The sequence below is a fragment of the Pectinatus sottacetonis genome, from assembly GCF_015732155.1.
In the GTDB taxonomy this organism is placed as follows: Bacteria; Bacillota; Negativicutes; order Selenomonadales; family Selenomonadaceae; genus Pectinatus; species Pectinatus sottacetonis.
In genome coordinates, this window is record NZ_WIQK01000001.1 from 2,511,435 (window position 1) to 2,534,619 (window position 23,185).

Below are 23,185 nucleotides of genomic sequence, written 5' to 3' on the forward strand. Positions count from 1 at the left end.
AAGTACAGATGATATTGATAATTATAATTGTACTTTCTCAGCCATTGTAAATGTGTTATAATAGGGACGGAATATTATTTATAACATATTTGATAAAATGGTAGTGATCCTTCCGCTTCTAGGTGGCATATAGTGGTGGACGAATGATGACAGGACCGCGGGGCATGCAAATTTAACTTGCTGATGGTTTAGTTTCTTATTAAGCAGTTATATTTCTACTTAAAATACTGTATAGGTTAAATAGTGGAAATGTGTCACCATTGGGATCATAAAATATTATATGACAGGGAGTGAGAGAATATAAAAAAATTATATTTATTTATCTCATGGCAAGTTCACTGAAGTGTAATGGTTTTGGAATTACCAAAGATTATTATATAAAAGAGACACTATAATGTGGATTCTGTTTATGAGATAACAGTCTTTTATATAATGCGCATTATAAATTATGATTTTAGGTTGAATAACGAAGTTTTTTATCTTTATAAGTGTGGAATGGAATATACCTTATAGGGTTTATCCAATTTTAACAAAAAGTTGTTTCATATTTAACTTTTGTAACTAGAATTCTCCACTTCTAAAGTGGTGGGGTGAGTATGTCACTTTATAATTAATGATAATGAAAAGCGCATTAATGTTATAGTCGACTATGTTGTTTTATAAAGTATGTATTATCTCGCGAATAATATGTACAGACAAAAAAATGAAGAGGGAATTAGTATTGAATTATAATTAGAGCAGCTTGTATTTTATTACAAGCTGCTTTTTATGTATCATTAGCAAAATATAATGTAGTGATAAGGATAGTAAATATTTAAAGGTTTCAAAATAGTATAGCGTACTGATTTTTAAAATCAGTACGCTATACTATTTAAAAATTATTATTTTAAAGCTTCTTTTAACTTAGCATTTGTATCTTTTGCACTGTCAACACTTTTCTGGAACATTTCTTTTTCTTTAGCATCAAGTGGAAGTTCAAGGATTTTTTCAATACCGTTTTTACCAAGAACTACAGGAACACCAGCACAAACATCTTTTTCGCCATATTCTCCATCTAATAAAGCAATGCAGGATAATGTTTTACCAGTGTTTTTAGCAATTGCTTCAGCCATAGTAGCAGCTGTAGTACCAGGAGCATACCATGCAGAAGTACCGAGCAGTTTAGTCAAAGTGCCACCGCCTACCTGAGTAGCATGTTCTATTTCAGTTAATTTATCTGCGGAAAGATATTCACTGACAGGAACACCTTTGTAAGTAGCCATGCGTGTAAGAGGAACCATTAAATCTCCATGTGCACCGATTACCATAGCATCAATATCACCCACAGGGCAGCCAATTGCTTGTGCTAAGTAATATTCAAAACGGCTTCCATCTAAAAGACCGCTCATACCTATTACACGTTCACGTGGTAATCCACTATCTTTTAATGCAAGATATGTAAGGGTATCAACAGGATTAGAAATAATGAGGAATGTAGCATTAGGTGAGTGCTTTAAGGCTTCATCCATAACAGACTTTACGATTTTGGAATTTACACCAATAAGATCAGTACGACTCATACCTGGTTTACGAGGCATACCCGAAGTTATAATTACAATATCAGAATTTTCAGTCTTAGAATAATCATTTGTAATACCAGTAATTTTTGTATCAATATGCATCATGTTAACAGTCTGCATCATGTCCATTGCTTTACCTTCAGCAACGCCATCTTTAATATCAAGCAATACTACTTCATCAGCGAAATTTTTTAAAGCTAGGACATTTGCAGCGGTAGCGCCTACGTTACCAGCACCAATTACAGAAATTTTCATATTGAGAATCCTCCTTAAAATTTTAGATCTTAAAAGCCCTCTTTATTAAAAGTATAATACAATAGCACTTATAAGTAAAGCGTTTGTCTATTGAATAATAAAAATAATATATACCAAATGTATACATGTATGGCAATAATAAAAAGATTTATATTTTTTATATAAAAAATGGTGTAATATATATTTATATAGGAAATTTATTTTCAGAGGTGGATATCTTGTGAAATTTAATGGGTGGGATAAAATTTTTTTACACACTGAAGATGGTAAAGAGGTTAAAGCGTCTGCGCCGATTATTATATCGGCCAGCAGAGCTACTGATATACCTGCATTTCATTATGATTGGTTCATAAATCGATTGCAGAAGGGATACGTTAAATGGCTGAATCCGTTTAACCAGAAAATTCAGTATGTATCTTTTGCCAAAACCAGAGTAATTGTATTTTGGAGTAAAAATCCAAATAATATAATAAGGTATTTACCTATTATTGATAATATGGGAATAAATTATTATTTTACATATACTCTAAATGATTATGAAATAGAAGATTTGGAACCCAATCTGCCTTCGTTGGGAAAAAGAATAGAAACATTTTTAAAGTTGTCAGTTTTACTTGGTAAAGAAAAAGTTATTTGGCGTTTTGATCCATTAATATTAACGCAGACTATAGATGCAGGCAGATTACTGCAGAAAATTAAACATGTGGGTGATAAAATATATAAATATACTACTAAGCTTATAATCAGTTTTGCTGATATAAATAATTATAAAAAAGTTCAGAGAAATCTGCAAAAATATGGTGTTGGATATAAAGAATTTGATAGTGCCAGTATGAATAAACTTGCTAAAGGATTGCAATTACTAAATAAGAAATGGAAACTTTCACTGGCAACATGTGGCGAAGAAATAGATTTGAAAAAATATGGTATTGAAAAAAATAAATGCATAGATGATAAATTAATGGTTAAACTTTTTGCTGATGATAAAATATTGATGGACTTTTTGGGGTATTCAAATTATCAGATGAATTTATTTTCTTCGGAACCAGTATATAATAATAAAATTCAATTAAAAGATAGTGGACAGCGCAGCAGCTGCGGCTGTATTGCTAGCAAGGATATAGGACAATATAATACCTGTATGCATTTGTGTAAGTATTGTTATGCCAATTCATCTCCAGAAACCGTAATAAAAAATTTTCGCCGGCTGGACAAAAATGGTGAGGCTGTTTTATCAGAGAAGAAAATTCTCTAAACTCACTTATAGTTAATTGTATGGAATTTGCTTTACATTAAAAAAATTGATATATTATAAAATATCTTGGTTAAATTTTAAAATACTGTAACTTAGGAGAATTTTTATGAAAAAATTTATTGCTGAATTTAAAAGTTTTGCTATGCGGGGCAATGTAATAGATTTAGCTGTGGGGGTTATTGTTGGTTCAGCATTTGGCAAAATAGTGAGTTCGCTGGTAACTAACATAATTATGCCGCCAATAGGACTTTTGCTGGGCGGAGTAAAATTTTCCAGTTTCTTTATTAATCTCGGCGATAAACATGTGACGACACTTGAAGAAGCACAGGCGGCTAATGTACCGGTTATTGCCTATGGTGCTTTTTTGGATACTGTTATAGAGTTTTTTATAATATCTTTAGCCGTATTTGTTGTGGTTAAACAGGTTAACAAATTAAAACCAAAATCTGAATCATTGCCAAAACCGCGGTTATGTCCCTATTGCAAACAACCGATTGCCGATAATGCAGTACGCTGCCCACACTGTACATCTATGCTTACAGAAAAATAAATTACTATGATAATTAAAAGACATGCCATTGCTTTATATTTCAGTGGTAATGCGACAGGGGAGGTCTGTCAAATCTTCAGAATTTATAGGATAAGTATGAACTAAAAATGATTGGTTATTAGCCTTAGTATATAATGTTCCTACAATAATATATATATCCATAAGTATTCCTCATTAAATAAAGATAATGGATATATTTAGCTAGTGTTATTTTTATAAGTAGTAAAAAAACTAACCACCCAGTTTAGATGGTTAGTTTTTTCATTTTATAGGGTTATAGGTTAAAAATTTCGTTTGATAATTATAAAGCACCAACTAGGTTAATACCAGGTTTCAGTGTCTTAGAACCGGGGTGCCATTTTGCAGGGCAAACTTCTCCATTATGTTCAGCTACAAATTGGCAGGCTTCCACTTTACGCAAGAGTTCATCAGCATTTCTACCGACGCTGCCAGCAATAACTTCGTAGCTAACTATTTTCCCTTCAGGGTTAATTATAAATGAACCCCGATCAGCGACACCTGAATCATTAATTAATACATCGAAATCTCGGGCAATTTTACCTGTCGGATCACCAAGCATGGGAAATTTTACTTTTTTTATTCTGTCAGAGGCATCGTGCCAGGCTTTATGAACAAAATGAGTATCGCAGGAAACGGAATAAACTTCGCAGTTGATTTTTTTGAATTCATCATATAAATTGGCTAAATCTTCCAATTCTGTTGGACAAACAAAGGAAAAATCGGCTGGATAGAAAAAAAAGACAGACCATTTACCTAAGATATCTTTTTTAGTAAATGTTTTAAATGTATCATCAATATATGCTTCGCTGGAAAAATCATTTATTTCCTTGTTTATTAGTGACATGATAACAATCTCCTTAGTAAATAACATTTTATTGTAAATGATAACTATTATCGTTTACAACTAGTACTATAACAGATAATATAAATCTTTGCAAGTCCTATATAATATTTTACCTAAAAAAAACACTTTGCTAATTATTTATTTTAATTAGCAAAGTGTTTTTTTAGTATGTTTCAAATTTAAATTGGTAAAGTAGGCAAGTCATCAAGACTGGATAAACCGAAACATTTTAGAAAATTATTAGTGGTACCATATATTATAGGTCGGCCGACCACTTTTTTTCGTCCTATTTCTTGAATAAGATCGCGTTCCAATAATTTATTTATAATACTATCGGCGCGAACACCGCGAATGTTTTCGATTTCTTGTTTAGTTATAGGTTGCTTAAAGGCAATAATGGAAAGTGTTTCCAGTGCAGGAACAGACAATTTTTTATCAGTTATTTCTGTAAGCTTTTCCAAATATGGAGAAACTTCGGGGATAGTACATATTTGATAGCAATTATTTACTTTTTTTATCATAAGACCGCTGCCGGTCTGTTTCATGTCTTCCTGTAAGCTGGCTATTAACGAATCGATACTTTCTTTGTCAATTTTTAAAATACCGCTTATTTGTTCATTGGACAATGGGTCACCACTCACAAAGAGCATAGCTTCAAGCGGTGCCTTAAATTTGTCATAAAACATTTTCTTCATCATTCCTCAAAAAAATATATATAGGGGAGAAAGAATAGTTTTGTTTTATAGTTATTCTTTTTAATTTTATTAATTCCAGAAGTGCGAGAAAAGCTGTAACCATTTCAGATTTACTATCAAGCTGCGTAAAAGCATCAGTAAATAAGATGCTTTTACTAATTTTTTTTTGTAATAAGGATAGTATAAACAACATCTTATCTTGCACACTGAACTTATCCCTGGATACTTTTTGTATGGTTTTTTGTGATAACTGGCCTTCTAATACATTTTGAAAAGCGGTCCACAAAAGCTGTATATCTAATTCTTGCGGGGGAAGGTGCTGTATGGGTGGTAATATGGACGCACGGTAAAAAATATGTCCCTGTGTAGTAGCCATTTCATCGAGAACACTGCTTATCTCTTTAAATTGCCGATATTCTAATAAACGTTCGACTAGTTCCTGACGAGGATCTTCATTTAATTCGTCATTTTCAACAGTATTACTTTTTTCTGGCAGCAAAATACGTGACTTTATTTGTAAAAGTGTAGCGGCCATTATTAAAAATTCACTGGCAATTTCAATATTAAAACTGCGAAACTGTTTTAAATAAGTAAGATATTGTTCTGTTAAAATGGCAATGGGAATATCATAAATATTAATTTTATTTTTTTCAATTAAATGCAATAGTAAATCTAAGGGCCCTTCAAAGGTTTTTAGATGTACTTTATATTCCTGAGACATTGATTTTCCTTATGTTATATACTAATCAACAGCATAATCATTATTCTTATAGCATTTATTATTGGTATAGTAAAAAAGCCTAAAACATTTCCAAGAATGGATGTATTGGCAAGCAGGATAAAAATAATGAATACTGCCAGGCTATAGCGTTCAATCTGTATATACTGTCTAGCTAAATTATAAGGTAGTATATTCATCAATATTCTAGAGCCGTCGAGTGGTGGTATGGGAATCATATTGAATACCGCAAAGTTAACATTATAAATTATTATCATAAATAAAACTTGGTATAGCCAGTTGGGCATATAATTAAATTTGTAAAAAAAGGCACATAAAATACCCGCAATGACGGCAGTAATAATATTAGAAGCAGGGCCTGCTAATGAAACTAAAATTTCATCACGCCGCATGTCACGAAAATTGCGTGGATTTATCATTACTGGTTTTGCCCAACCAAAGCGAAAGAAGAATAGAGCTATTAACCCCCATGGATCAATGTGGCTCAACGGGTTAAGCGTTAGCCGTCCTTGAAGGCGGGGGGTAAAATCGCCGCAATATGTTGCTACTCTGGCATGTGCATATTCATGAATAGTAAGTGCAATAATGAGACCCGGAATCCCAAAAATCATTTCAGGGCCAAAACCAAACATAAGGACCTCCTACTGCTGATTACTCAGCGTGTTTTATTTTGTCGACCAGTAAAATAGCCGATATTGATTTAGCATCTATTATCTCACCATTATATATCATTTTAACTGCTTTTGACAAAGGAATTTTTACTAAATTAATAAACTCGTCTTCATCAGGATGCATTTTTCCTGCAGTTAATTTTTCTGCCAGATAAATATGAATATACTCATTGGAAAAACCTACGGTAGTAGCTAGAATAAGTAATTTAGTGTATTTTTCTGCCTTATAACCTGTTTCTTCACTTAATTCCCGTTTAGCACAATCCAATGGATTTTCACCGTTTAAGTCCAGTTTTCCAGCAGGAATTTCTAAAGTTACCTGCTGCACAGGGTAGCGATATTGCCGTACCATTATAATATCTCCGGATGCAGTATAAGGAATAATAGCCGATGCTCCTGGGTGTTTTATCCATTCCCGGTAAGCTGTACTGCCGTTTGGAAGTTCTACGGTGTCTTTTTTTACATGAAGCAGATTGCCGGTAAAAACAGCAGTAGAAGAAATTTTCTTTTCTATTAGGTCTTCATACATATATACCAACTCCAATTATAAATTTTTGTCAGGACTTCAGCCTGCCCTTTTTTATTTTTGCATTATTGAGCATTTCCATAGCATTATCAAGTGATGCAGATGTAATGTCGCTGCCTGAAGCCATGCGGGCAATTTCATTAAGCTGTTCGCCGGAAGAAAGTTTTTTGATTTTAGTTATTGTATGGGTTTTTTCGGTGTATTTATTAATATAAAAATGCACATCAGCCATACAGGCTATCTGCGGTAGATGGGTGATGCATAAGACTTGTTTGAAGGAAGCTATACGTGCTATGCGTTCAGCGACCATCTGTGCTGTTTTACCACCGATTCCAGTATCAATTTCATCAAATACCATTACTTCTATGTCATCGTTGACCGCTGTGACAGTTTTTATAGCAAGAGCTATACGCGATAATTCACCGCCTGAAACAACTTTCTGTAAGGGTTTTACTGTTTCACCAAGGTTAGCACAGAACATTATCTGTGCCGTTTCAGTTCCTGAGGACATATATTCGTGTATATCATTTATTTTTATGATGAATTGTGCATCGGGCATTCCTAGTGCAGTAAGCTGTTCTTTTATAGCAGCAGCAAGATTTTCAGCTGTTGTTTTGCGAGCTTTTTTCAGACGGGCTGCAGCAGTTTGCAGTAATTCTTCTTTTTGTGCTAACTCTCTTTGTAAATCGTTTATTATAATATCATAATTTTCTATTTGATCAAGTTCATGCTTGACTTTTTGTTGGTAATTTAAAACATCTTCAATGTTGGGCCCGTATTTACGGCATAAACGTTCAATGTCATCACTACGATGCAATAGTGAATTGAGTTCAGCAGGATTGTAATCAATATTTTCAATATAATCACGGATATCATATGAGGATTCCTGTAATTGAATGCAAATATCATCAATGACTTTTTTTGTATTATCAAAATGCTTGTCATACTTTGTTAATGCGGCAAGATTTTTTTGTACTATGGATAATGAGCTCATGATAGTAGATTCATTTGTATTGTTTGATAACAAGTCATAAGTGGCTTGTACTAGATCAGCTATTTTTTCGTGGTTGGAAAGTTTTTTTATTTTTTTCTCAAGTTCAATGTCTTCATCTGGTTTTATAGCAATCGATTCTATTTCATTATTCTGCCATTGCAGCATGTCAAGCCGGTCATTATAACTTTTAGATGATGCTTGTTTTTGGGTTAGAATATTTTTTATTTTATTATATTCATGATAGGCAGAACAATATTTTTGAAAATACTGTTTAAAATTAGGAATAGAATGATCTACGATATCAAGTTGAGCCTCTGGTCTGAGCAGAGACTGATTTTCATTCTGCCCATGAATATCAATTAAAAGTTCGCTTAGGGTTTTTAATATTGATAAAGTAATTTGACAACCATTTACTTGGATGATATTTTTTCCGTTTTTATTAATTTGCCGGACTATTATAATTTCATTGGATTCATCGAGAATGGCATTTTTTTCTAAAAAATGGTGTATAATATCTTTTTTTATACTGAATACAGCTTCAATACGTAAATAGTTATCGCCGTTTCGTATAGAATCAGTATTGGATCTCTGCCCCATTAAAAGACTTAAAGCACCCAGCAGAAGAGATTTACCGGCGCCTGTTTCTCCAGTAATAATATTAAGTCCATTATCAAAATTTATTTGAATATGTTTAATAAGAGCAAGATTCCATACAGTTAAAGTTTTTAGCATATAGAAGATCCCTCTTTAATAGACATTGTTATTTACGGCATAAATTTTTCCAGTTTTTTAACAATTTTTTCTACGGCAGAAATAGGTTTTATTACTACCAATATATTATCATCGCCAGCAACTGTACCAATTATTTCCGGCCATTTAGCATAATCGAGTGTTGAAGCCACAGCATTTGCTGTTCCGGGAAGTGTCTTTACTACAATAATGTTTTCACTAAAAGCTATATTTATGACACTATCATGGAAAACACGTTCCATGCGGTTTTTAGAAAAAAAGAATTTTTTATCAGAGGGACATGCATATCTATAACGTCCGTCATCAGTAGGAATTTTTATCAACATCATTTCTTTGATATCACGTGATACAGTCGCCTGCGTTACTAAGATATGATGATTGCGCAGTGCTTCTGCTAAATCTTCCTGTGTTTCAATTATGGAATTTTCGATGATACTTTTAATTTTTTCATGTCGTAATGATTTCATGTTACGTCACCCCTGTTTTTCTATCCAGCATAATGCTGGAGCATTTGTATGATTATGCAGACAATACCAGCCAACTGTAAAAATATGATTATCGAAAGTCCTTGTATGTTCAAATAACTGCTTGTATTCTTTCGCACCTGCGTTATGTCCTGGATACATTAAGATGGAAATAACGCCGTTTGGGGCTAATAAATTTTTAATACAGTCAACAGTATTTATAGTAGTTGTAGCATCCGTAGTTATAGAATGAGAACCGCTGGGCAAATAGCCAAGGTTGAATGTCGCAGCATTGATAAAAGTATTATTAATGTATTTTTTTATATTTATATGAGAATCACATATATAGTTTATGCGATTCTCATATTCTTTTGTTTTAGCTATGGTGTTTTCGATAGCTGTATGCTGAATGTCAAAGGCATAAATATGGGCAAAAGGAGCATTTTGAGCTAAAAATAATGTGTCATTACCATTACCGCAGGTAGCATCGATTATTACACTGGCATTTTTCACTGTTTTTTGTAAAAGTAAATGGCTGACTTGAATGGAATTACTTACTGTCTGCATTTGAATTACTCCAGACTAATTTATTTAATAAAATTTTATAATAATTTTTATCATCAAATTTTATTATTTTAGCAAAAAAAGGAGCTTTGCAAATTAATACTTGTTCATCCTGATCAATAGGGTAGACATCCTGCCCATCAAAAGTAAGAATTACTTTTTGGCTGGTATCTTTTATTTTTATATTTATTTTTTCAGTTTCATTTATTATCATTGGTCGTACATAAAAAGTATGAGGACATATTGGTGTGACCAAAAGAACTTTTACTTTAGGATTTATTATGGGGCCGCCTGCAGATAAGGAGTATGCGGTTGAGCCGGTGGCTGTTGAAACTATAAGGCCATCGGCTCGATAATCTGCTACTTTATAAGCATCCAGCTCTAATTCAAGTCCGACCATGCGGGCAACTCCAGCACTAGTTAAGACTACATCATTGACAGCATAACCAGCCAAAGTAATCTTGCCTCTCTTTTTTATGTATCCGGCAAGCATTAGGCGTTGTTCAATATTATATTTACCACATAATATTTTTGTTAATTTGTTTTCCAGTTCGCTTGTTTCTATATCAGCTAAAAACCCTAGATTTCCTATGTTGATGCCACAGACAGGAATATTATGTGGTGCGAGTAATCGGCATATCCCCAGTAAGGTTCCGTCTCCCCCAATACTTATTCCCAGGTCCAAATCAGCTTCTAAAATATTTTCCATGCCAAAATTTTCATAATGAAATTTTTTAGCCATATCCATAGGAAGAATAATTTTAGCAGCTTTTTTATGTGAAAAAAATGTCATAACTTTATCTAAAATGACTTTACTGTCTTTTTTTTTATAGTTGGGAAATATTCCTATTTTCATATATGTTCCTCAATGTTATATCATTTTTAAAACTATATTTGGATAGTATAATGACCACACATTATTGCTGCTTTTTATCCAAAGCAGTATGTGCTTCTTCAACAACCAAATTTATAACTGTATCGGGCAGGGATGAATTTTTTTCAGGGGGACTATTTTTTAAGTAAATCAAATATTCAATGTTACCTTCCGGACCTTTCACAGGGGAAAAAGTTAAATCGGCAATAGTAAAATTGATTTCATTCACAAAATCGGCAATACGCCGTATTACAGCCTTATGAATAGCAGGATCTTTTATAACGCCTTTTTTCCCAACATGTTCCCTGCCAGCTTCAAACTGAGGTTTTATAAGAGCAACTATTTCTCCAGCACTGTTTAATAATGTTTTAGCAACAGGAAGTACTTTTTCCAGAGAAATAAAGGCAACGTCAATGGAAATAAAGTCAGTATATTCCCCCAGATCTTCTGGAGTGACATAACGAATATTTGTTCTTTCCATATTGATGACTCTTTTATCTGTGCGTAATGCCCAGGCCAGTTGTCCGTAACCAACGTCAATAGCAAAAACTTTTTTGGCACCATTTTTCAAGGCGCAGTCTGTAAAACCACCGGTAGAAGCACCTATATCTATACATACTTTATTCTGTAAAACAAGTGCAAAGCTTTCAACTGCCTTGGCTAATTTTAATCCACCCCGGCTGACATAGCCAATACTATCACCTAAAATGCGAATAGGTAAAGCAGGATCTATAAGTGTACCTGCTTTATCAATTTTTTGATCATTTACCAAAACAAGTCCAGCCATAATTGTTGTTTTGGCACGTTCACGGCTAACAGCTAGGCCTTTTTCTACTAATACAACATCCAATCGTTGTTTCTTCATTTTTACTCCAGTTATTTTAATTAAGTATATTTATTTTACAAAGTTGTCGCAAAATTGTCTGCTATTAGAACAATAAGCAGTGTTATTCTTTATTGTTTTAAATATATGCGTCAGCTCGGTAAAATTTATTTATAAAGATTTTTAATAGTGCTTGCTATTCCGGCTGCAGTCAGATTATTATCGGATAATAATTCACTGCGCGAGCCCTGTGGAATGAATTTATCAGGAATTCCCATACAGGTTACATTATTGAAGGGGATACTTTTTATGGCTAAAAATTCCAATATAGCGGAACCAAATCCACCTGCCAATGCATTTTCTTCTATAGTAATTATATGTTTTTTATTTTTTACCGCTGATTCTATTAAATTTTCGTCGAGTGGTTTGATGAAACGTGCATTTAACACACTGCAGTTTATTTTATCGGTCGCTAATATTCTGGCTGCTGCAACTGCAGGATATACCATGCTTCCTACAGCAATTATCAAATTTTCTCCATCAGCTTTTATCAATTCACCTTTACCTATGGCAAGACTGGCTATGGGGTTATTTAATGGGCAGCCTTGTGCTTGACCACGAGGATAGCGCAGAACGACAGGTTTATTATAATCGCAGGCGAAAACTAATAGACTACGCAGTTCATTTTCATCTTTAGGCGCAGCTATTGTAATATTAGGAATGTGTCTTAAAAAGGAAAAATCAAATACACCGTGATGCGTGGGACCGTCTTCTCCTACGATTCCGGCGCGGTCAAGACAGATCACAACGGGAAGGTTTTGCAGGCAGATATCATGCACTATTTGGTCATAACCACGCTGGGCAAAAGTGGAATAGAGAGCTACTACAGGTTTTTTGCCGGCGGCAGCTAATCCTGCCGCCATAGTTAAAGCATGTTCTTCTGCTATGCCAACATCAAAAAAACGATCAGGATATTTTTGGGCAAATGGAGTCAGCCCTGTACCACCGGGCATGGCAGCTGTAATGGCAACAATATCTTTATTTTTAGCTGCTAAATGCAATAAGGTATCACTAAATATCTGTGTATAAGTTGGAATAACAGATGCTTTTTTTAATAATTGCCCTGTTTCTATATTAAAAGGACCTACTCCATGAAATTTTGCTGGTTCTTTTTCAGCGGGCAGGTACCCTTTTCCTTTTTTAGTAATTATATGCAGCAGCACAGGTCCGTTCATATTTTTTATTCTTTGTAGTACATTTATTAAACTGGAAAGGTTATTGCCATCTATGGGACCTATATAAGATAATCCTAATTCTTCAAATAAACTGCCAGCAATAAAAGCCTTCTTAACACTGTCTTTTAATAATTCAGCTGTTTTATATACAGTATGGCCTACTTTGGGCAGACGGGATAATAAACGACCTATGTCTTTTTTTGCTCTGGTATATTCTGGTGCCGTACGAATCTGGGAAAGATATGAAGATAAGGCACCTACATTTTTAGATATAGACATTTCATTATCATTTAATATAATAAGCATATTTTTTTTCAATGCACCGGTATTGTTCAAGGCTTCAAATGATTCACCACCTGTTAAAGCACCATCACCTATTACAGAAATCACATTATAAGAAGCATTGTCTATATCTCTGGCAGCAGCCATGCCCAATGCGGCAGAGATAGAGGTACTGGCATGCCCGACACCAAAGGCATCATATTTACTTTCAGCACGCTTGGGAAAGCCCGTTATACCGTCCTTTTTTCGTAATGTAGAAAATTTATCTTTTCGGCCTGATAAAATTTTATGAGCATAAGCTTGATGGCCTACATCCCATATAAGCTTATCATCAGGAAAATTAAATACACGATAAAGGGCAATAGTTAGCTCTACAGCACCTAAGCTAGAAGCTAGATGTCCACCGTTTTTAGCAACGGTCTTTATTATGATACTGCGAATCTCGGAAGCTAGTTGTAATAGCTGATTTGGTAATAATAATTTTAAATCAGCAGGATAATCGAGATTTTCTAAAATAGCCACAAGTACACACCTCCCTTTAATTTTGTCTGGTTAAGAGTTGTTTAGCTAATGTCCTTAGTACATCGGCCTTACTATCAAAACTTTTTAGTGCTTCCACAGCTTTATCAACTGCTGATTGAGCAGCTTTCTGGGCTTTTTGAAGTGATAATAAAGAAACATAGGTTGATTTGTGGTTCTTTTCATCGCTGCCAACTGGTTTGCCAATTTTTGTGTTATCACCTATAACATCAAGAATATCATCAGTTATTTGAAAAGCCAGGCCAAATTCCATGGCATAATTCGTCAGAGATGCGAGTTGTTCTTCTGTTGCTTCAGCTAAAATAGCACCTATGCGTATGGCGGCACAAAACAAAGCACCTGTTTTAGCAGAATGAAGCTGGCGCAATTCATTAAGGGTAATTGTAGTATTTTCTGACATAAGATCAATTACTTGACCGCCTACCATACCGTCAGGACCTGCTGCATAACTGAGTTCCTTAATAACTCTAACTAAAAGAGTTGATTTTATATCAGGAGTTGCCGCAATAATATTAAAAGATGCCGTTAAAAGAGCATCACCAGCAAGAATGGCCATTGCTTCACCGTAAACTTTATGGTTAGTCAGCTTACCGCGACGATAATCGTCATTATCCATTGCCGGCAGGTCATCATGTATGAGGGAATAGGTATGAATGAATTCTACAGAACATGCTATGCGAATAAATTTTTCACCATCGATACCAATAGCATCTGCTGCAGCCATTAGCATTACAGGGCGCAGTCTTTTTCCTCCGGCAGAAAGACTATAATTCATAGATTCAGCCAGCCGGTGATTCAATGCTTTATTTTCTGGATATAATTCAGGCAGCAGCTCATTAACTAAATTAATTTTATGCATGATATAGCTATTCATTTTTTGTATTTCCTTTCAGTTCAATAGATAGAGGAATCTGTGTTCCTGTAGAATCTATTTCCGACAAGTCGCAAACAGTTTTATCTGCCCTGCCTAATTCACTGCGGCAGAAATTAATGAGGTTAATGCCTTCTTTGTATTCTTTTAATATAGTGTCTAGAGGCATATCTCCTTGCTCCAGATCTTTTACGATGTTTTCTAATTTGTTTATAGAAGATTCAAATGATTGTTTTTTTCTTGGCATATATACTTACATACCCTCCGTTATATCATCGACAATGGCCGAAATTTTACCGTCAGATAAGATAATTTTCACTTTGTCATTTTTTTCTAGTTGTTTTACATTTTTTATAATATTAGTATTTTTATAGAGTATGCTGTAGCCGCGTTTTAACGCAGCTATAGGATCTAATAAAAAAATTTTTTCTCTTAATATATCTAGTATATTTTTTTTGTCAGTTAAGTGTTTAGAAATTAGGTTATTAAATTGAATGATATTTTTATCAAGTTGCTGCCGTTTATCATCAAATAGACTATTTGGATCTCTAAAAATAATATGGTTAACGTATTTATTCAGCGATTCATGGTGACTAGATAATAATTTGTTTGTGATACTGCATAGATTGGAGTGTAATAGCATAATTTTCTGCAATAGTTCAGAACGGGATGAAACACATAATTCTGCAGCTTGAGAAGGAGTCGCAGCTCGCAGGTCACTAACAAAATCAGTTAAAGTATAATCAGTTTCATGACCAACAGCCGAAACTACAGGAATATCGGAAGAAAATATAGCTCTTACGACGCGTTCATCATTGAAAGACCAAAGATCTTCTATAGAACCGCCACCACGCCCTATTATGATCACGTCACATAAATCACTGTGAGTATTAAAGAAATTTAATGCATTGACAATTTGTTCTGCTGATGCGGTTCCCTGGACTGATACCGGAAAAAGTAGTAACTTAACCGTAGGGTCACGATGTGAAGCCACAGTAAAGATATCATGTAATACAGCCCCTGTTTTAGAAGTTATAATACCGATACATTTTACATGAAGTGGTAAAGTTTTTTTATTCTCATCATCAAACAGGCCCTCCTGGGTTAATTTTTGCTTGAGCTGTTCATAGTAGAGATTAAGTTCACCTATTCCATCGGGAATAATCTGCGATATATATAGTTGGTATACACCATCTTTTTCATAAACACTAATACTGCCGCACGCTATTATTTTCATCCCGTTTTCGGGCTTGAAACGAAGTTTTTGCGCAAAACGGTGAAAAACTACACACTTTATGGAAGTTGTATTGTCTTTTAATGTTAAATAGCAGTGCCCGGAAGAATGAAGTTTGAAGTTAGAAATTTCACCGCGAATCATAACTTTACTCAATTTATGATCGGAAGAAATTAAATTATTTATATATTTATTTATTTCGCTGACATTATAAACAGGCATTAGTTATATCCTCTTGAAGAAAAAAGCCGGGCTAAAGCCCGACTTTGGTTATTTTTTGACAATTGAACCTAAAACACCATTAATAAAACGACTTGAATCATCTGTCCCGAATTCTTTTGCTAATTCAACAGCTTCATTTATTATTATTTTGGGAGTTAAATCTTTTTCGCCAAATTCCAGTTCATAAACAGCAATTCGTAAAATATTTCTGTCTACTGCTGGCATTCTGTCAATGTGCCAGTCCCCGGAAACGGAGCTTATTCTTTTATCGATATAAAGATGGTTATCAATGACGCCATTGATTATTTTATGCATATATACTGAATCAGTTTCTTTTAATTTTTTGGTAATTTCCAAAACAGCATTAATAGCACGTTCCCTATCAAGAATGTTATTTAAATCCAATTGAAACAAAGTTTGTAGAGCTGCATAGCGAGCCCCTCTACGACTCATAAATGAAAAACGCTCCTTTTATCGACGAAATATTGGCGGAATTAATTTTTGTATGTAATCCAAAATTGTTTCCGCAATTTCAGATAAATCGTCATCATTATCTATTTTATTACCAATGAACAAACCTACACCGGCAAAAAACAAAACAAATATTGTTTTAAAAAAACCAAAGACAAGAATGGACAGACTGATAATAAAACCTGCACTAAATCCTGTAATACAGCCGCGATGGTCATGCCATAAAATTTCTATATATTTTTTCCAGGAAAAATTTTCCATAATCTACTCCATGACAAATTCTATAAAATAAGGTCTTTTTACTTTTATGCCTGCTGATGTTTGAATAAAATTTTCTTATTACTAGTATAGACAATATAAAAACATTCTATGTCAGCTAAGAAAATATTGATGATTTATTTTAGTACCTATGGTGGCAAAATAAATCATCTTATTCAGTAAGCTTAAACTACACGCTTTTTTTTAATACTGGCATTAGAAATACTGTTGACTGTTATATCTATAGAAACATCACTTAGTCCCATATAAATAGACAATTCATGCTTAATATTTTTTTGTATTTCATTGGCAATATTTACAGCATCACACGCTTGTCCAATAATTAATTTTATTTTCAAATAGGTGATCAATTCATCGTGGCCAACTTTTTTTATAAATCTTGTTTTTATTTTTGCCTCACGGACACCAGAAATATTGTAACATAATTTGCTGGAAAGTTCTAATATGGCATTACGGGAAATTTTTACATCGCCTTGTTCACCATGAACAATAATTCCTTCGCTGCCCAGTTCCTTTTCTTTTTTTGTAGAAAAGCAATTTCCCATTAACTCAATGCTTATCAAAAAGATAAAAATAGCTGCAACAACAGTTTCAACATGATTTGTTAAAAACAACAAATTATTCCATACATCATTTATAGAAATAATTCCCGAACAAAGAACTATAATACCTAAAGATAATAATGCAAAGAATAATGTATAGAAAAATAATAAAAATCTATTAATAATCCCCATTAGAAATCCTCTTTCTTAGCGGACACGAACTACTTCTTCTTCCCTTGATTCTTCTGGAGGAAATCCTACTCCCTGAACATGGATATTGACTTCTACTACCCGTAATCCGGTCATAGTTTCAATTTCCTTTTTTACATTTTCCTGTACTAACAATGCAATATCGGGGATACGGACACCATATTTAACAATAAGATATAAATCAATAGCTGCTTCCTGTTCACCTACTTCGACCTTAACGCCTTTAGAAAAGTTCTTTCTTCCCAGCATTTCAGCAATACCACCAACTAAGCCGCCGCTCATACCGGCAATACCATCCACTTCTGTTGCAGCCAGACCCGCAATAATACTAACAACTTCATCAGCAATGCGAATAGAACCAAGTCCGGAGGACTTATCTTTTTTATCTACAGTAGTATCCATGATATATCTCCTTTAATTTTACAGTATTTTCTATTATTATATCAAAGATTGCATGAATATACAATCTTTGATATAATGCGGAAATATTGCATTATTAATATAAATTTATGCTTTTTCTTGTATTTGTTTTTGCAGCATGCTGATGAAATCATCAACAGCCATTACTTTTATCTTTTTTTCTGCATGTTTTCTAACTGATACAGTTTTTTCTGTCATTTCTTTATCACCGACAACTAAGATATAAGGAATTTTTTTCACTTGACATTCACGCATTTTGTAGCCAACTTTTTCATTACGGTCATCAACTTCAACACGCAGGCCAAGATCAAACATTTTTTTCTTTAGTGCATAAGCATAATCAGCATTACTATCGGTGACAGGAAGTATTTTTACCTGAATAGGAGCAAGCCAAACCGGAAAAGCTCCGGCATAATGTTCAATAAGGATACCAATAAACCGTTCTATGCTGCCATAAACAACACGGTGAACCATAACAGGACGGTGTTTTTTGCCATCTTCACCTGTATAGGTAAGGTCAAATTTTTCTGGCATAAGCATATCAAGCTGAATTGTCCCACACTGCCAAGTGCGACCGAGGGAATCTGTTAAATGAAAGTCTATTTTAGGTCCGTAAAAAGCACCATCACCTTCATTTACTACATATTTTAGTCCACGGTGTTCCAACGCATTACGCAAGGCATTAGTAGCCTTTTCCCATACTTCATCAGTTCCCATTGAGTTATCAGGACGGGTACTGAGTTCAGCATGGTAGGAGAGTCCAAAAGTCTTATAGACCTCATCAAATAAATCGATTATATGCTGAATTTCTTCTTCGACCTGTGATGGAAGCATAAAAATGTGAGCATCATCCTGGGTGAAATTACGTACGCGCATAAGTCCATGCAAGGCACCTGATAATTCATGTCTGTGAACAAGCCCGAGTTCTGCTGTTCTTAAAGGCAATTCGCGGTAGCTATGTGGTGAAGTTTTATATACCAGCATGCCACCAGGACAATTCATCGGTTTTATAGCATAATCTTCATTATCAATTTTAGTAAAGTACATATTTTCTTTGTAATGATCCCAATGCCCAGATTGTTCCCATAAATGACGGTTTAAAATCATAGGGGTTTTTATTTCCTGGTAGCCATAGCGACGATGTACAGAACGCCAATAATTTATAAGTTCGTTTCGAATTATCATACCATTGGGATGGAAAAATGGAAAACCAGGACCTTCTTCATGCATGCTGAAAATGTCAAGTTCTCTACCTAATTTGCGGTGATCGCGTCTGGCAGCTTCTTCGAGCATTTTAAGATAAGCATCTAAATCGGATTTCTTTTCAAATGCAGTGCCGTATATACGCTGGAGCATTTTGTTCTTTGCATCACCGCGCCAATATGCACCGGTAACATTCTGGAGTTTTATAGCTTTTATTTTTCCAGTGGAAACGAGATGTGGTCCGGCACATAAATCAGTGAATTCCCCTTGTGTATACAGAGTAATAAGTGAGTCCTGTGGTAAATCATTGATAAGTTCTACCTTGTAGGTTTCACCTTTTTCTGTAAACATTTTTATGGCACTGCTTCTGCTTACTTCACTTCTTACAATTGGTAGATTTTCTTTGACAATTTTTTCCATTTCATTTTGAATTTGATCAAGGTCAGACTGGCCTAATTGTTTTTTCATATCTATGTCATAGTAAAATCCGTTATCTATAGCAGGTCCTATAGCCAGCTGTACATTTTTTTCACCGTAAATCCTTTTAATAGCTTGGGCAAGAACATGTGAAGCGCTGTGATGAAAAGTCCAGCGACCTTCTTTATCAGCAAATGTCATGAAGTCAACACTACAATTAGTATTAAGAGGAGTCATAAGATCGGAATTAACACCATTTATTTTTACAGATAAAATTTTTTTGGCTAAACTATTGCTTAGTGTTTTTGCAAAATCAAGTGCTGTTGTTCCTTCCTTTATTTCACGAATGTTACCATCCTTTAATTTTATAGTTATCATTAAAATACCTCCTGTTTTTTTGGAAAAAATAAAAGCCCCGTCTTGCATGAAATAATTCATACAAGGACGAGACTTGATATACTCGCGGTTCCACCTTGATTGCCATCATATAATGACCACTTAACATTTTTTAACGATAATGAATCGGCATATCTTACTAAAATTTCTGATATACAGTTTAAAAGGGGTAACCGTAGAAATTATTTTAAAGTGTTCACAGCATACACACTTCTCTCTGAAAAAAATTCCTTGCGGTCATATCTTTTGCATCACTTTTATAGTAATTATAACATCAAACTTTTTTGTGTCAAGATTAAATTATTTTATCATATTGTTTTTTACCATATATTCAGCTATTTGCAATGCATTTAAAGCAGCACCTTTTCTAATTTGATCACCTACTACCCATAAATTGAGCCCATTCTCAATAGAAAAATCTTTTCTTATGCGTCCAACATAGACATCATTTTTTCCAGATGTCATAAGCGGCATAGGATATTTCATATCAGCAGGATTATCTTGAACTGTTACGCCAGGAAAATTTGCCAACAAATTTTTGGCAGTTTCTACGCTCAGCTCATCAGTAAATTCGATATTTACTGACTCAGCGTGGCTCCTATATACAGGAACACGTACAGTGGTTGCTGTTATACCTATTGAATCATCATTTAGAATTTTATGGGTTTCGTTTATCATTTTCATTTCTTCTTTTGTATAAAGATTATCTTTAAATATATCAATTTGAGGTATTAAATTAAAAGCAATCTGATAATGTTTAGGCATAGAGGCACCCGGCAATATTTGGGGAATAATTGTTTTCCCTGCGGCTATATCATTGACCTGCTGTTCGAGTTCAGCCATGGCTTCTTTACCACCGCCGGAAACAGCCTGGTAAGTTGATACGACTATGCGCTTAATTTTAACTTTATCATAAAGTGGTTTTAAAGCCATTACCATTATTATTGTCGAACAATTGGGATTAGCAATGATACCTTTATGGGTTTTGATAAATTCGGGATTTACTTCGGGAATAATAAGTGGGACTTCAGTGTCCATACGGAAAGCACTAGAATTATCAATAACAACGGCTCCAGCCTTAACGGCTGCCGGAGCAAAAGTTTTACTGGCTGAACCACCGGCAAATAAAGCAATCTGTATATTTTTAAAAGAATCATTTGTTGTTTCTTCCACAATATATTTTTTATTCATAAAAGTAATTTCTTTGCCAGCAGAACGCTTAGAAGCTAATAGTTTTAGTTTAGCAAAAGGAAAATTTCGTTCTTCTATTAAATTAAGGAATTCCTGTCCCACAGCACCAGTGGCACCTAAAATAGCTACATTGTATTTGTTCATCGGGTTACTCCTTTATAATTACAATATTTTATCTAGATTCCTTACTAAACCTTTTAAGTGCATTACTTTTTTACAAGCTAGCATGACCCCAGGCATAAAAGAACTGCGGTCTATGGAGTCGTGGCGTATGGTCAAAGTCTGTCCTAATCCACCAAAAATAACTTCTTGATGAGCAACATAGCCGGGAAGGCGTACACTATGGATTGGAATACCATTTATCTGGGCCCCGCGAGCGCCTGGGAGTTTTTCTTTTTCCTGGGGAGCTCCCTGCTTCATCGGCTTACGCACTTCACTTATCATTTCAGCTGTTGTTATGGCTGTTCCGGATGGTGCATCAAGCTTATGATCATGGTGAAGTTCGATAATTTCAACATTTGACATATACTTTGCGGCTTTTTTTGCCATCATCATCATCAAAACGGCACCAATAGCAAAATTGGCGGCTATAAAAGCTGGTGTATCGTTTTCCAAGGCTAATTTGTTTAATTTGTCTTTTTCTGCATCAGATAATCCGGTAGTACCTATTACCGGCCGAACGTGATTTTTCAAGGCTGTACAGGCATTGGCAAATACGGTATCCGGTCTGGTGAAATCTACCATGACATCAGGCCTTACTGAATCAATAGTATTTTGTAAATTGTTGCTGACTAACAGTCCTGTTTTAGCAGTTCCTGTTAAATCGCCTATATCTATACCACCCTTTATATCTATGGCACCGACTAATTCTAATTCTACATCGTTGATAACTGAGCTAAGTACCGTACGGCCCATTTTACCGCAGGCGCCATTTACTATGACTTTGATCAAAATAATATCCTCCCTACAAAATTTTATCTGTCAACTGTTATGCAAATCATAAATGTAATGACTAGCTGATAGATAAGACTATATTTAACAATATATGTAAATTTATCATGTTTACATAATAATATATTCTATTTTTTCATCACCAATACTGTTAATATAGCAATGAGTTTTTACTGCATAGAAAATCACTTATCTTCTTCATATTCTTCGGCCATCTTATGTTTATAGTATATTTTCTATCAGGATTTTAATGAAATATCCCAGTGCTATAAAAAGCTGGAATGAATCATCTTTTTAGTTAAATATAGGCTTTGCTTTATTATACTAAAAATGTAAATAAAATCAATAGCTGCTGGTATAATGTATTAATTTTTATTACTAATGTTTTTTTTATTTATAAGCCAAATACCTCCATAGATAATAATTGTAATGACTATAATAATAGTAAGACGTTTTAAGTTTTGCTGATATGTAAAAATATCATGTCCTATCATTACTTCTAGAATTGTAGCAGGAATTTTGCCAAGGAAACTTGCTAAAGAGTAATCTTTTAAACTGATTCTGCTTATTGCTCCTAGGGCAGTTAATAAGCCAGAAGGAAAATATGGCAAAGACCTGAAGATAAACATGACTTTAAAACCATTTTTACCGCTAAAATCATCTATCTTAGTCAGCTTAGAACTTTTCTTTATCAGTTTTTCGGCCGAAGGACGGAGAATAGTACGCATGAGCCAGAACCCAATTATTACACCGATTGTTTCGGCCAACCAAGAAATTATAATCCCTATAACAGGACCAAATAATAAACCATTGGCTGTTATAGCAAAGATAGATGGAAGACCAACTATATTCACAAGCAAAACTAACATAAAACCAAAAAAAATAGCCAGTGTTCCAAATGAATTAATATAGGCGGTTATTTCTTTCATGTCACCGCTGATAAGGACATGAAAGAAATTGCTGTAAAATGTAGGATCAGCAATTTGTATGCCACCTATTAAAATAAGTAATAACAGATATCCGGCAATTTTTACTTTTTTTTCTGATTTCAAGATAATGCTCCCTTAAATTAAATTAAACACCGCTTTATTCTATCACAAAACATTGAGTATGACATATATTTTTAGCAAATATTTT

The 23,185-nt window shown here is 34.1% G+C and carries 26 protein-coding genes and 1 other annotated feature; of the genes, 2 read left to right on the forward strand and 24 right to left on the reverse strand.

Annotated elements, in window-relative coordinates; genetic code table 11:
* Positions 1–881 precede the first annotated feature (881 nt).
* Entirely contained in the window at positions 882–1,814 is a 933-nt protein-coding gene (mdh, locus tag I6760_RS11780) for a malate dehydrogenase (protein ID WP_196594590.1), read from the reverse strand.
* Between the two features lie 220 nt (positions 1,815–2,034).
* Between mdh and I6760_RS11785 the strand changes: the two genes are divergently transcribed.
* Together I6760_RS11785 and mscL are read left to right on the forward strand one after the other, a co-directional pair.
* The gene (locus I6760_RS11785; RefSeq protein WP_196594591.1) at positions 2,035–3,069 is read left to right on the forward strand and encodes a DUF1848 domain-containing protein; all 1,035 of its coding nucleotides are present in this window, start codon (positions 2,035–2,037) and stop codon (positions 3,067–3,069) included.
* Positions 3,070–3,175: 106 nt separating this feature from the next.
* Positions 3,176–3,619: a large-conductance mechanosensitive channel protein MscL gene (gene mscL, locus I6760_RS11790; protein ID WP_196594592.1), complete on the forward strand. Its 444-nt coding sequence runs from the start codon at positions 3,176–3,178 to the stop codon at positions 3,617–3,619.
* A gap of 33 nt (positions 3,620–3,652) precedes the next feature.
* Here mscL and I6760_RS12885 read toward each other — a convergent pair whose 3' ends face one another.
* The 23 genes from I6760_RS12885 to I6760_RS11900 form a co-directional block, all read right to left on the reverse strand.
* Positions 3,653–3,781 carry a hypothetical protein gene (locus tag I6760_RS12885; protein ID WP_269140281.1) on the reverse strand — a complete coding sequence of 43 codons (129 nt, stop codon included), beginning with the start codon at positions 3,779–3,781 and terminating at the stop codon, positions 3,653–3,655.
* Positions 3,782–3,920: 139 nt separating this feature from the next.
* A complete protein-coding gene (gene ahpC / locus I6760_RS11795; RefSeq protein ID WP_196594593.1) occupies positions 3,921–4,484 on the reverse strand; it encodes an alkyl hydroperoxide reductase subunit C in 564 nt (187 codons plus the stop codon).
* A gap of 179 nt (positions 4,485–4,663) precedes the next feature.
* Positions 4,664–5,182: an SMC-Scp complex subunit ScpB gene (gene scpB, locus I6760_RS11800; protein ID WP_231036266.1), complete on the reverse strand. Its 519-nt coding sequence runs from the start codon at positions 5,180–5,182 to the stop codon at positions 4,664–4,666.
* On the reverse strand, positions 5,160–5,900 hold the full coding sequence (locus tag I6760_RS11805) for a segregation and condensation protein A (protein WP_196594595.1): 741 nt from the start codon (positions 5,898–5,900) through the stop codon (positions 5,160–5,162). Before I6760_RS11805 ends, scpB begins: the two co-directional genes overlap by 23 nt.
* Before the next feature lie 14 nt (positions 5,901–5,914).
* The gene (locus tag I6760_RS11810) at positions 5,915–6,550 is read right to left on the reverse strand and encodes a site-2 protease family protein (protein WP_196594596.1); all 636 of its coding nucleotides are present in this window, start codon (positions 6,548–6,550) and stop codon (positions 5,915–5,917) included.
* Between the two features lie 19 nt (positions 6,551–6,569).
* The gene (locus tag I6760_RS11815; RefSeq protein WP_196594597.1) at positions 6,570–7,118 is read right to left on the reverse strand and encodes an NUDIX domain-containing protein; all 549 of its coding nucleotides are present in this window, start codon (positions 7,116–7,118) and stop codon (positions 6,570–6,572) included.
* 28 nt (positions 7,119–7,146) lie between these two features.
* Complete coding sequence (recN, locus tag I6760_RS11820) at positions 7,147–8,841, reverse strand: DNA repair protein RecN (RefSeq protein ID WP_196594598.1); 1,695 nt, start codon at positions 8,839–8,841, stop codon at positions 7,147–7,149.
* A 32-nt stretch (positions 8,842–8,873) separates the two neighbouring features.
* A complete protein-coding gene (gene argR, locus I6760_RS11825; protein WP_196594599.1) occupies positions 8,874–9,326 on the reverse strand; it encodes an arginine repressor in 453 nt (150 codons plus the stop codon).
* A gap of 6 nt (positions 9,327–9,332) precedes the next feature.
* Positions 9,333–9,890, reverse strand: coding sequence for a class I SAM-dependent methyltransferase (locus I6760_RS11830; RefSeq protein ID WP_196594600.1), 558 nt, complete (start codon positions 9,888–9,890; stop codon positions 9,333–9,335).
* Positions 9,874–10,743 carry an NAD(+)/NADH kinase gene (locus I6760_RS11835; protein ID WP_196594601.1) on the reverse strand — a complete coding sequence of 290 codons (870 nt, stop codon included), beginning with the start codon at positions 10,741–10,743 and terminating at the stop codon, positions 9,874–9,876. Before I6760_RS11835 ends, I6760_RS11830 begins: the two co-directional genes overlap by 17 nt.
* Positions 10,744–10,804: 61 nt before the next feature.
* Positions 10,805–11,626 carry a TlyA family RNA methyltransferase gene (locus I6760_RS11840; RefSeq protein ID WP_196594602.1) on the reverse strand — a complete coding sequence of 274 codons (822 nt, stop codon included), beginning with the start codon at positions 11,624–11,626 and terminating at the stop codon, positions 10,805–10,807.
* A 125-nt stretch (positions 11,627–11,751) separates the two neighbouring features.
* On the reverse strand, positions 11,752–13,623 hold the full coding sequence (dxs, locus tag I6760_RS11845) for a 1-deoxy-D-xylulose-5-phosphate synthase (protein ID WP_196594603.1): 1,872 nt from the start codon (positions 13,621–13,623) through the stop codon (positions 11,752–11,754).
* A 16-nt stretch (positions 13,624–13,639) separates the two neighbouring features.
* Positions 13,640–14,500 carry a polyprenyl synthetase family protein gene (locus I6760_RS11850; protein WP_231036267.1) on the reverse strand — a complete coding sequence of 287 codons (861 nt, stop codon included), beginning with the start codon at positions 14,498–14,500 and terminating at the stop codon, positions 13,640–13,642.
* 7 nt (positions 14,501–14,507) lie between these two features.
* Entirely contained in the window at positions 14,508–14,759 is a 252-nt protein-coding gene (gene xseB, locus I6760_RS11855) for an exodeoxyribonuclease VII small subunit (protein WP_196594605.1), read from the reverse strand.
* A gap of 6 nt (positions 14,760–14,765) precedes the next feature.
* Complete coding sequence (gene xseA, locus I6760_RS11860; RefSeq protein WP_196594606.1) at positions 14,766–15,968, reverse strand: exodeoxyribonuclease VII large subunit; 1,203 nt, start codon at positions 15,966–15,968, stop codon at positions 14,766–14,768.
* Between the two features lie 48 nt (positions 15,969–16,016).
* Positions 16,017–16,421, reverse strand: a complete 405-nt coding sequence (gene nusB, locus I6760_RS11865; RefSeq protein ID WP_196594607.1) for a transcription antitermination factor NusB — start codon at positions 16,419–16,421, stop codon at positions 16,017–16,019.
* Between the two features lie 18 nt (positions 16,422–16,439).
* On the reverse strand, positions 16,440–16,700 hold the full coding sequence (locus I6760_RS11870) for a DUF2273 domain-containing protein (RefSeq protein WP_196594608.1): 261 nt from the start codon (positions 16,698–16,700) through the stop codon (positions 16,440–16,442).
* Positions 16,701–16,882: 182 nt separating this feature from the next.
* On the reverse strand, positions 16,883–17,452 hold the full coding sequence (gene amaP, locus I6760_RS11875) for an alkaline shock response membrane anchor protein AmaP (RefSeq protein WP_196594609.1): 570 nt from the start codon (positions 17,450–17,452) through the stop codon (positions 16,883–16,885).
* Positions 17,453–17,467: 15 nt separating this feature from the next.
* Positions 17,468–17,872: an Asp23/Gls24 family envelope stress response protein gene (locus I6760_RS11880; protein WP_196594610.1), complete on the reverse strand. Its 405-nt coding sequence runs from the start codon at positions 17,870–17,872 to the stop codon at positions 17,468–17,470.
* A gap of 105 nt (positions 17,873–17,977) precedes the next feature.
* Positions 17,978–19,888, reverse strand: coding sequence for a threonine--tRNA ligase (gene thrS / locus I6760_RS11885; protein ID WP_196594611.1), 1,911 nt, complete (start codon positions 19,886–19,888; stop codon positions 17,978–17,980).
* Between the two features lie 59 nt (positions 19,889–19,947).
* Positions 19,948–20,167, reverse strand: a binding site (T-box leader).
* 39 nt (positions 20,168–20,206) lie between these two features.
* Positions 20,207–21,241 carry an aspartate-semialdehyde dehydrogenase gene (locus tag I6760_RS11890; RefSeq protein ID WP_196594612.1) on the reverse strand — a complete coding sequence of 345 codons (1,035 nt, stop codon included), beginning with the start codon at positions 21,239–21,241 and terminating at the stop codon, positions 20,207–20,209.
* An 18-nt stretch (positions 21,242–21,259) separates the two neighbouring features.
* Complete coding sequence (gene dapB / locus I6760_RS11895; protein WP_196594613.1) at positions 21,260–22,048, reverse strand: 4-hydroxy-tetrahydrodipicolinate reductase; 789 nt, start codon at positions 22,046–22,048, stop codon at positions 21,260–21,262.
* 365 nt (positions 22,049–22,413) lie between these two features.
* Positions 22,414–23,100 (reverse strand): TVP38/TMEM64 family protein, encoded by a 687-nt coding sequence (locus I6760_RS11900; protein ID WP_196594614.1) that lies wholly within the window; start codon positions 23,098–23,100, stop codon positions 22,414–22,416.
* Positions 23,101–23,185 lie beyond the last annotated feature (85 nt).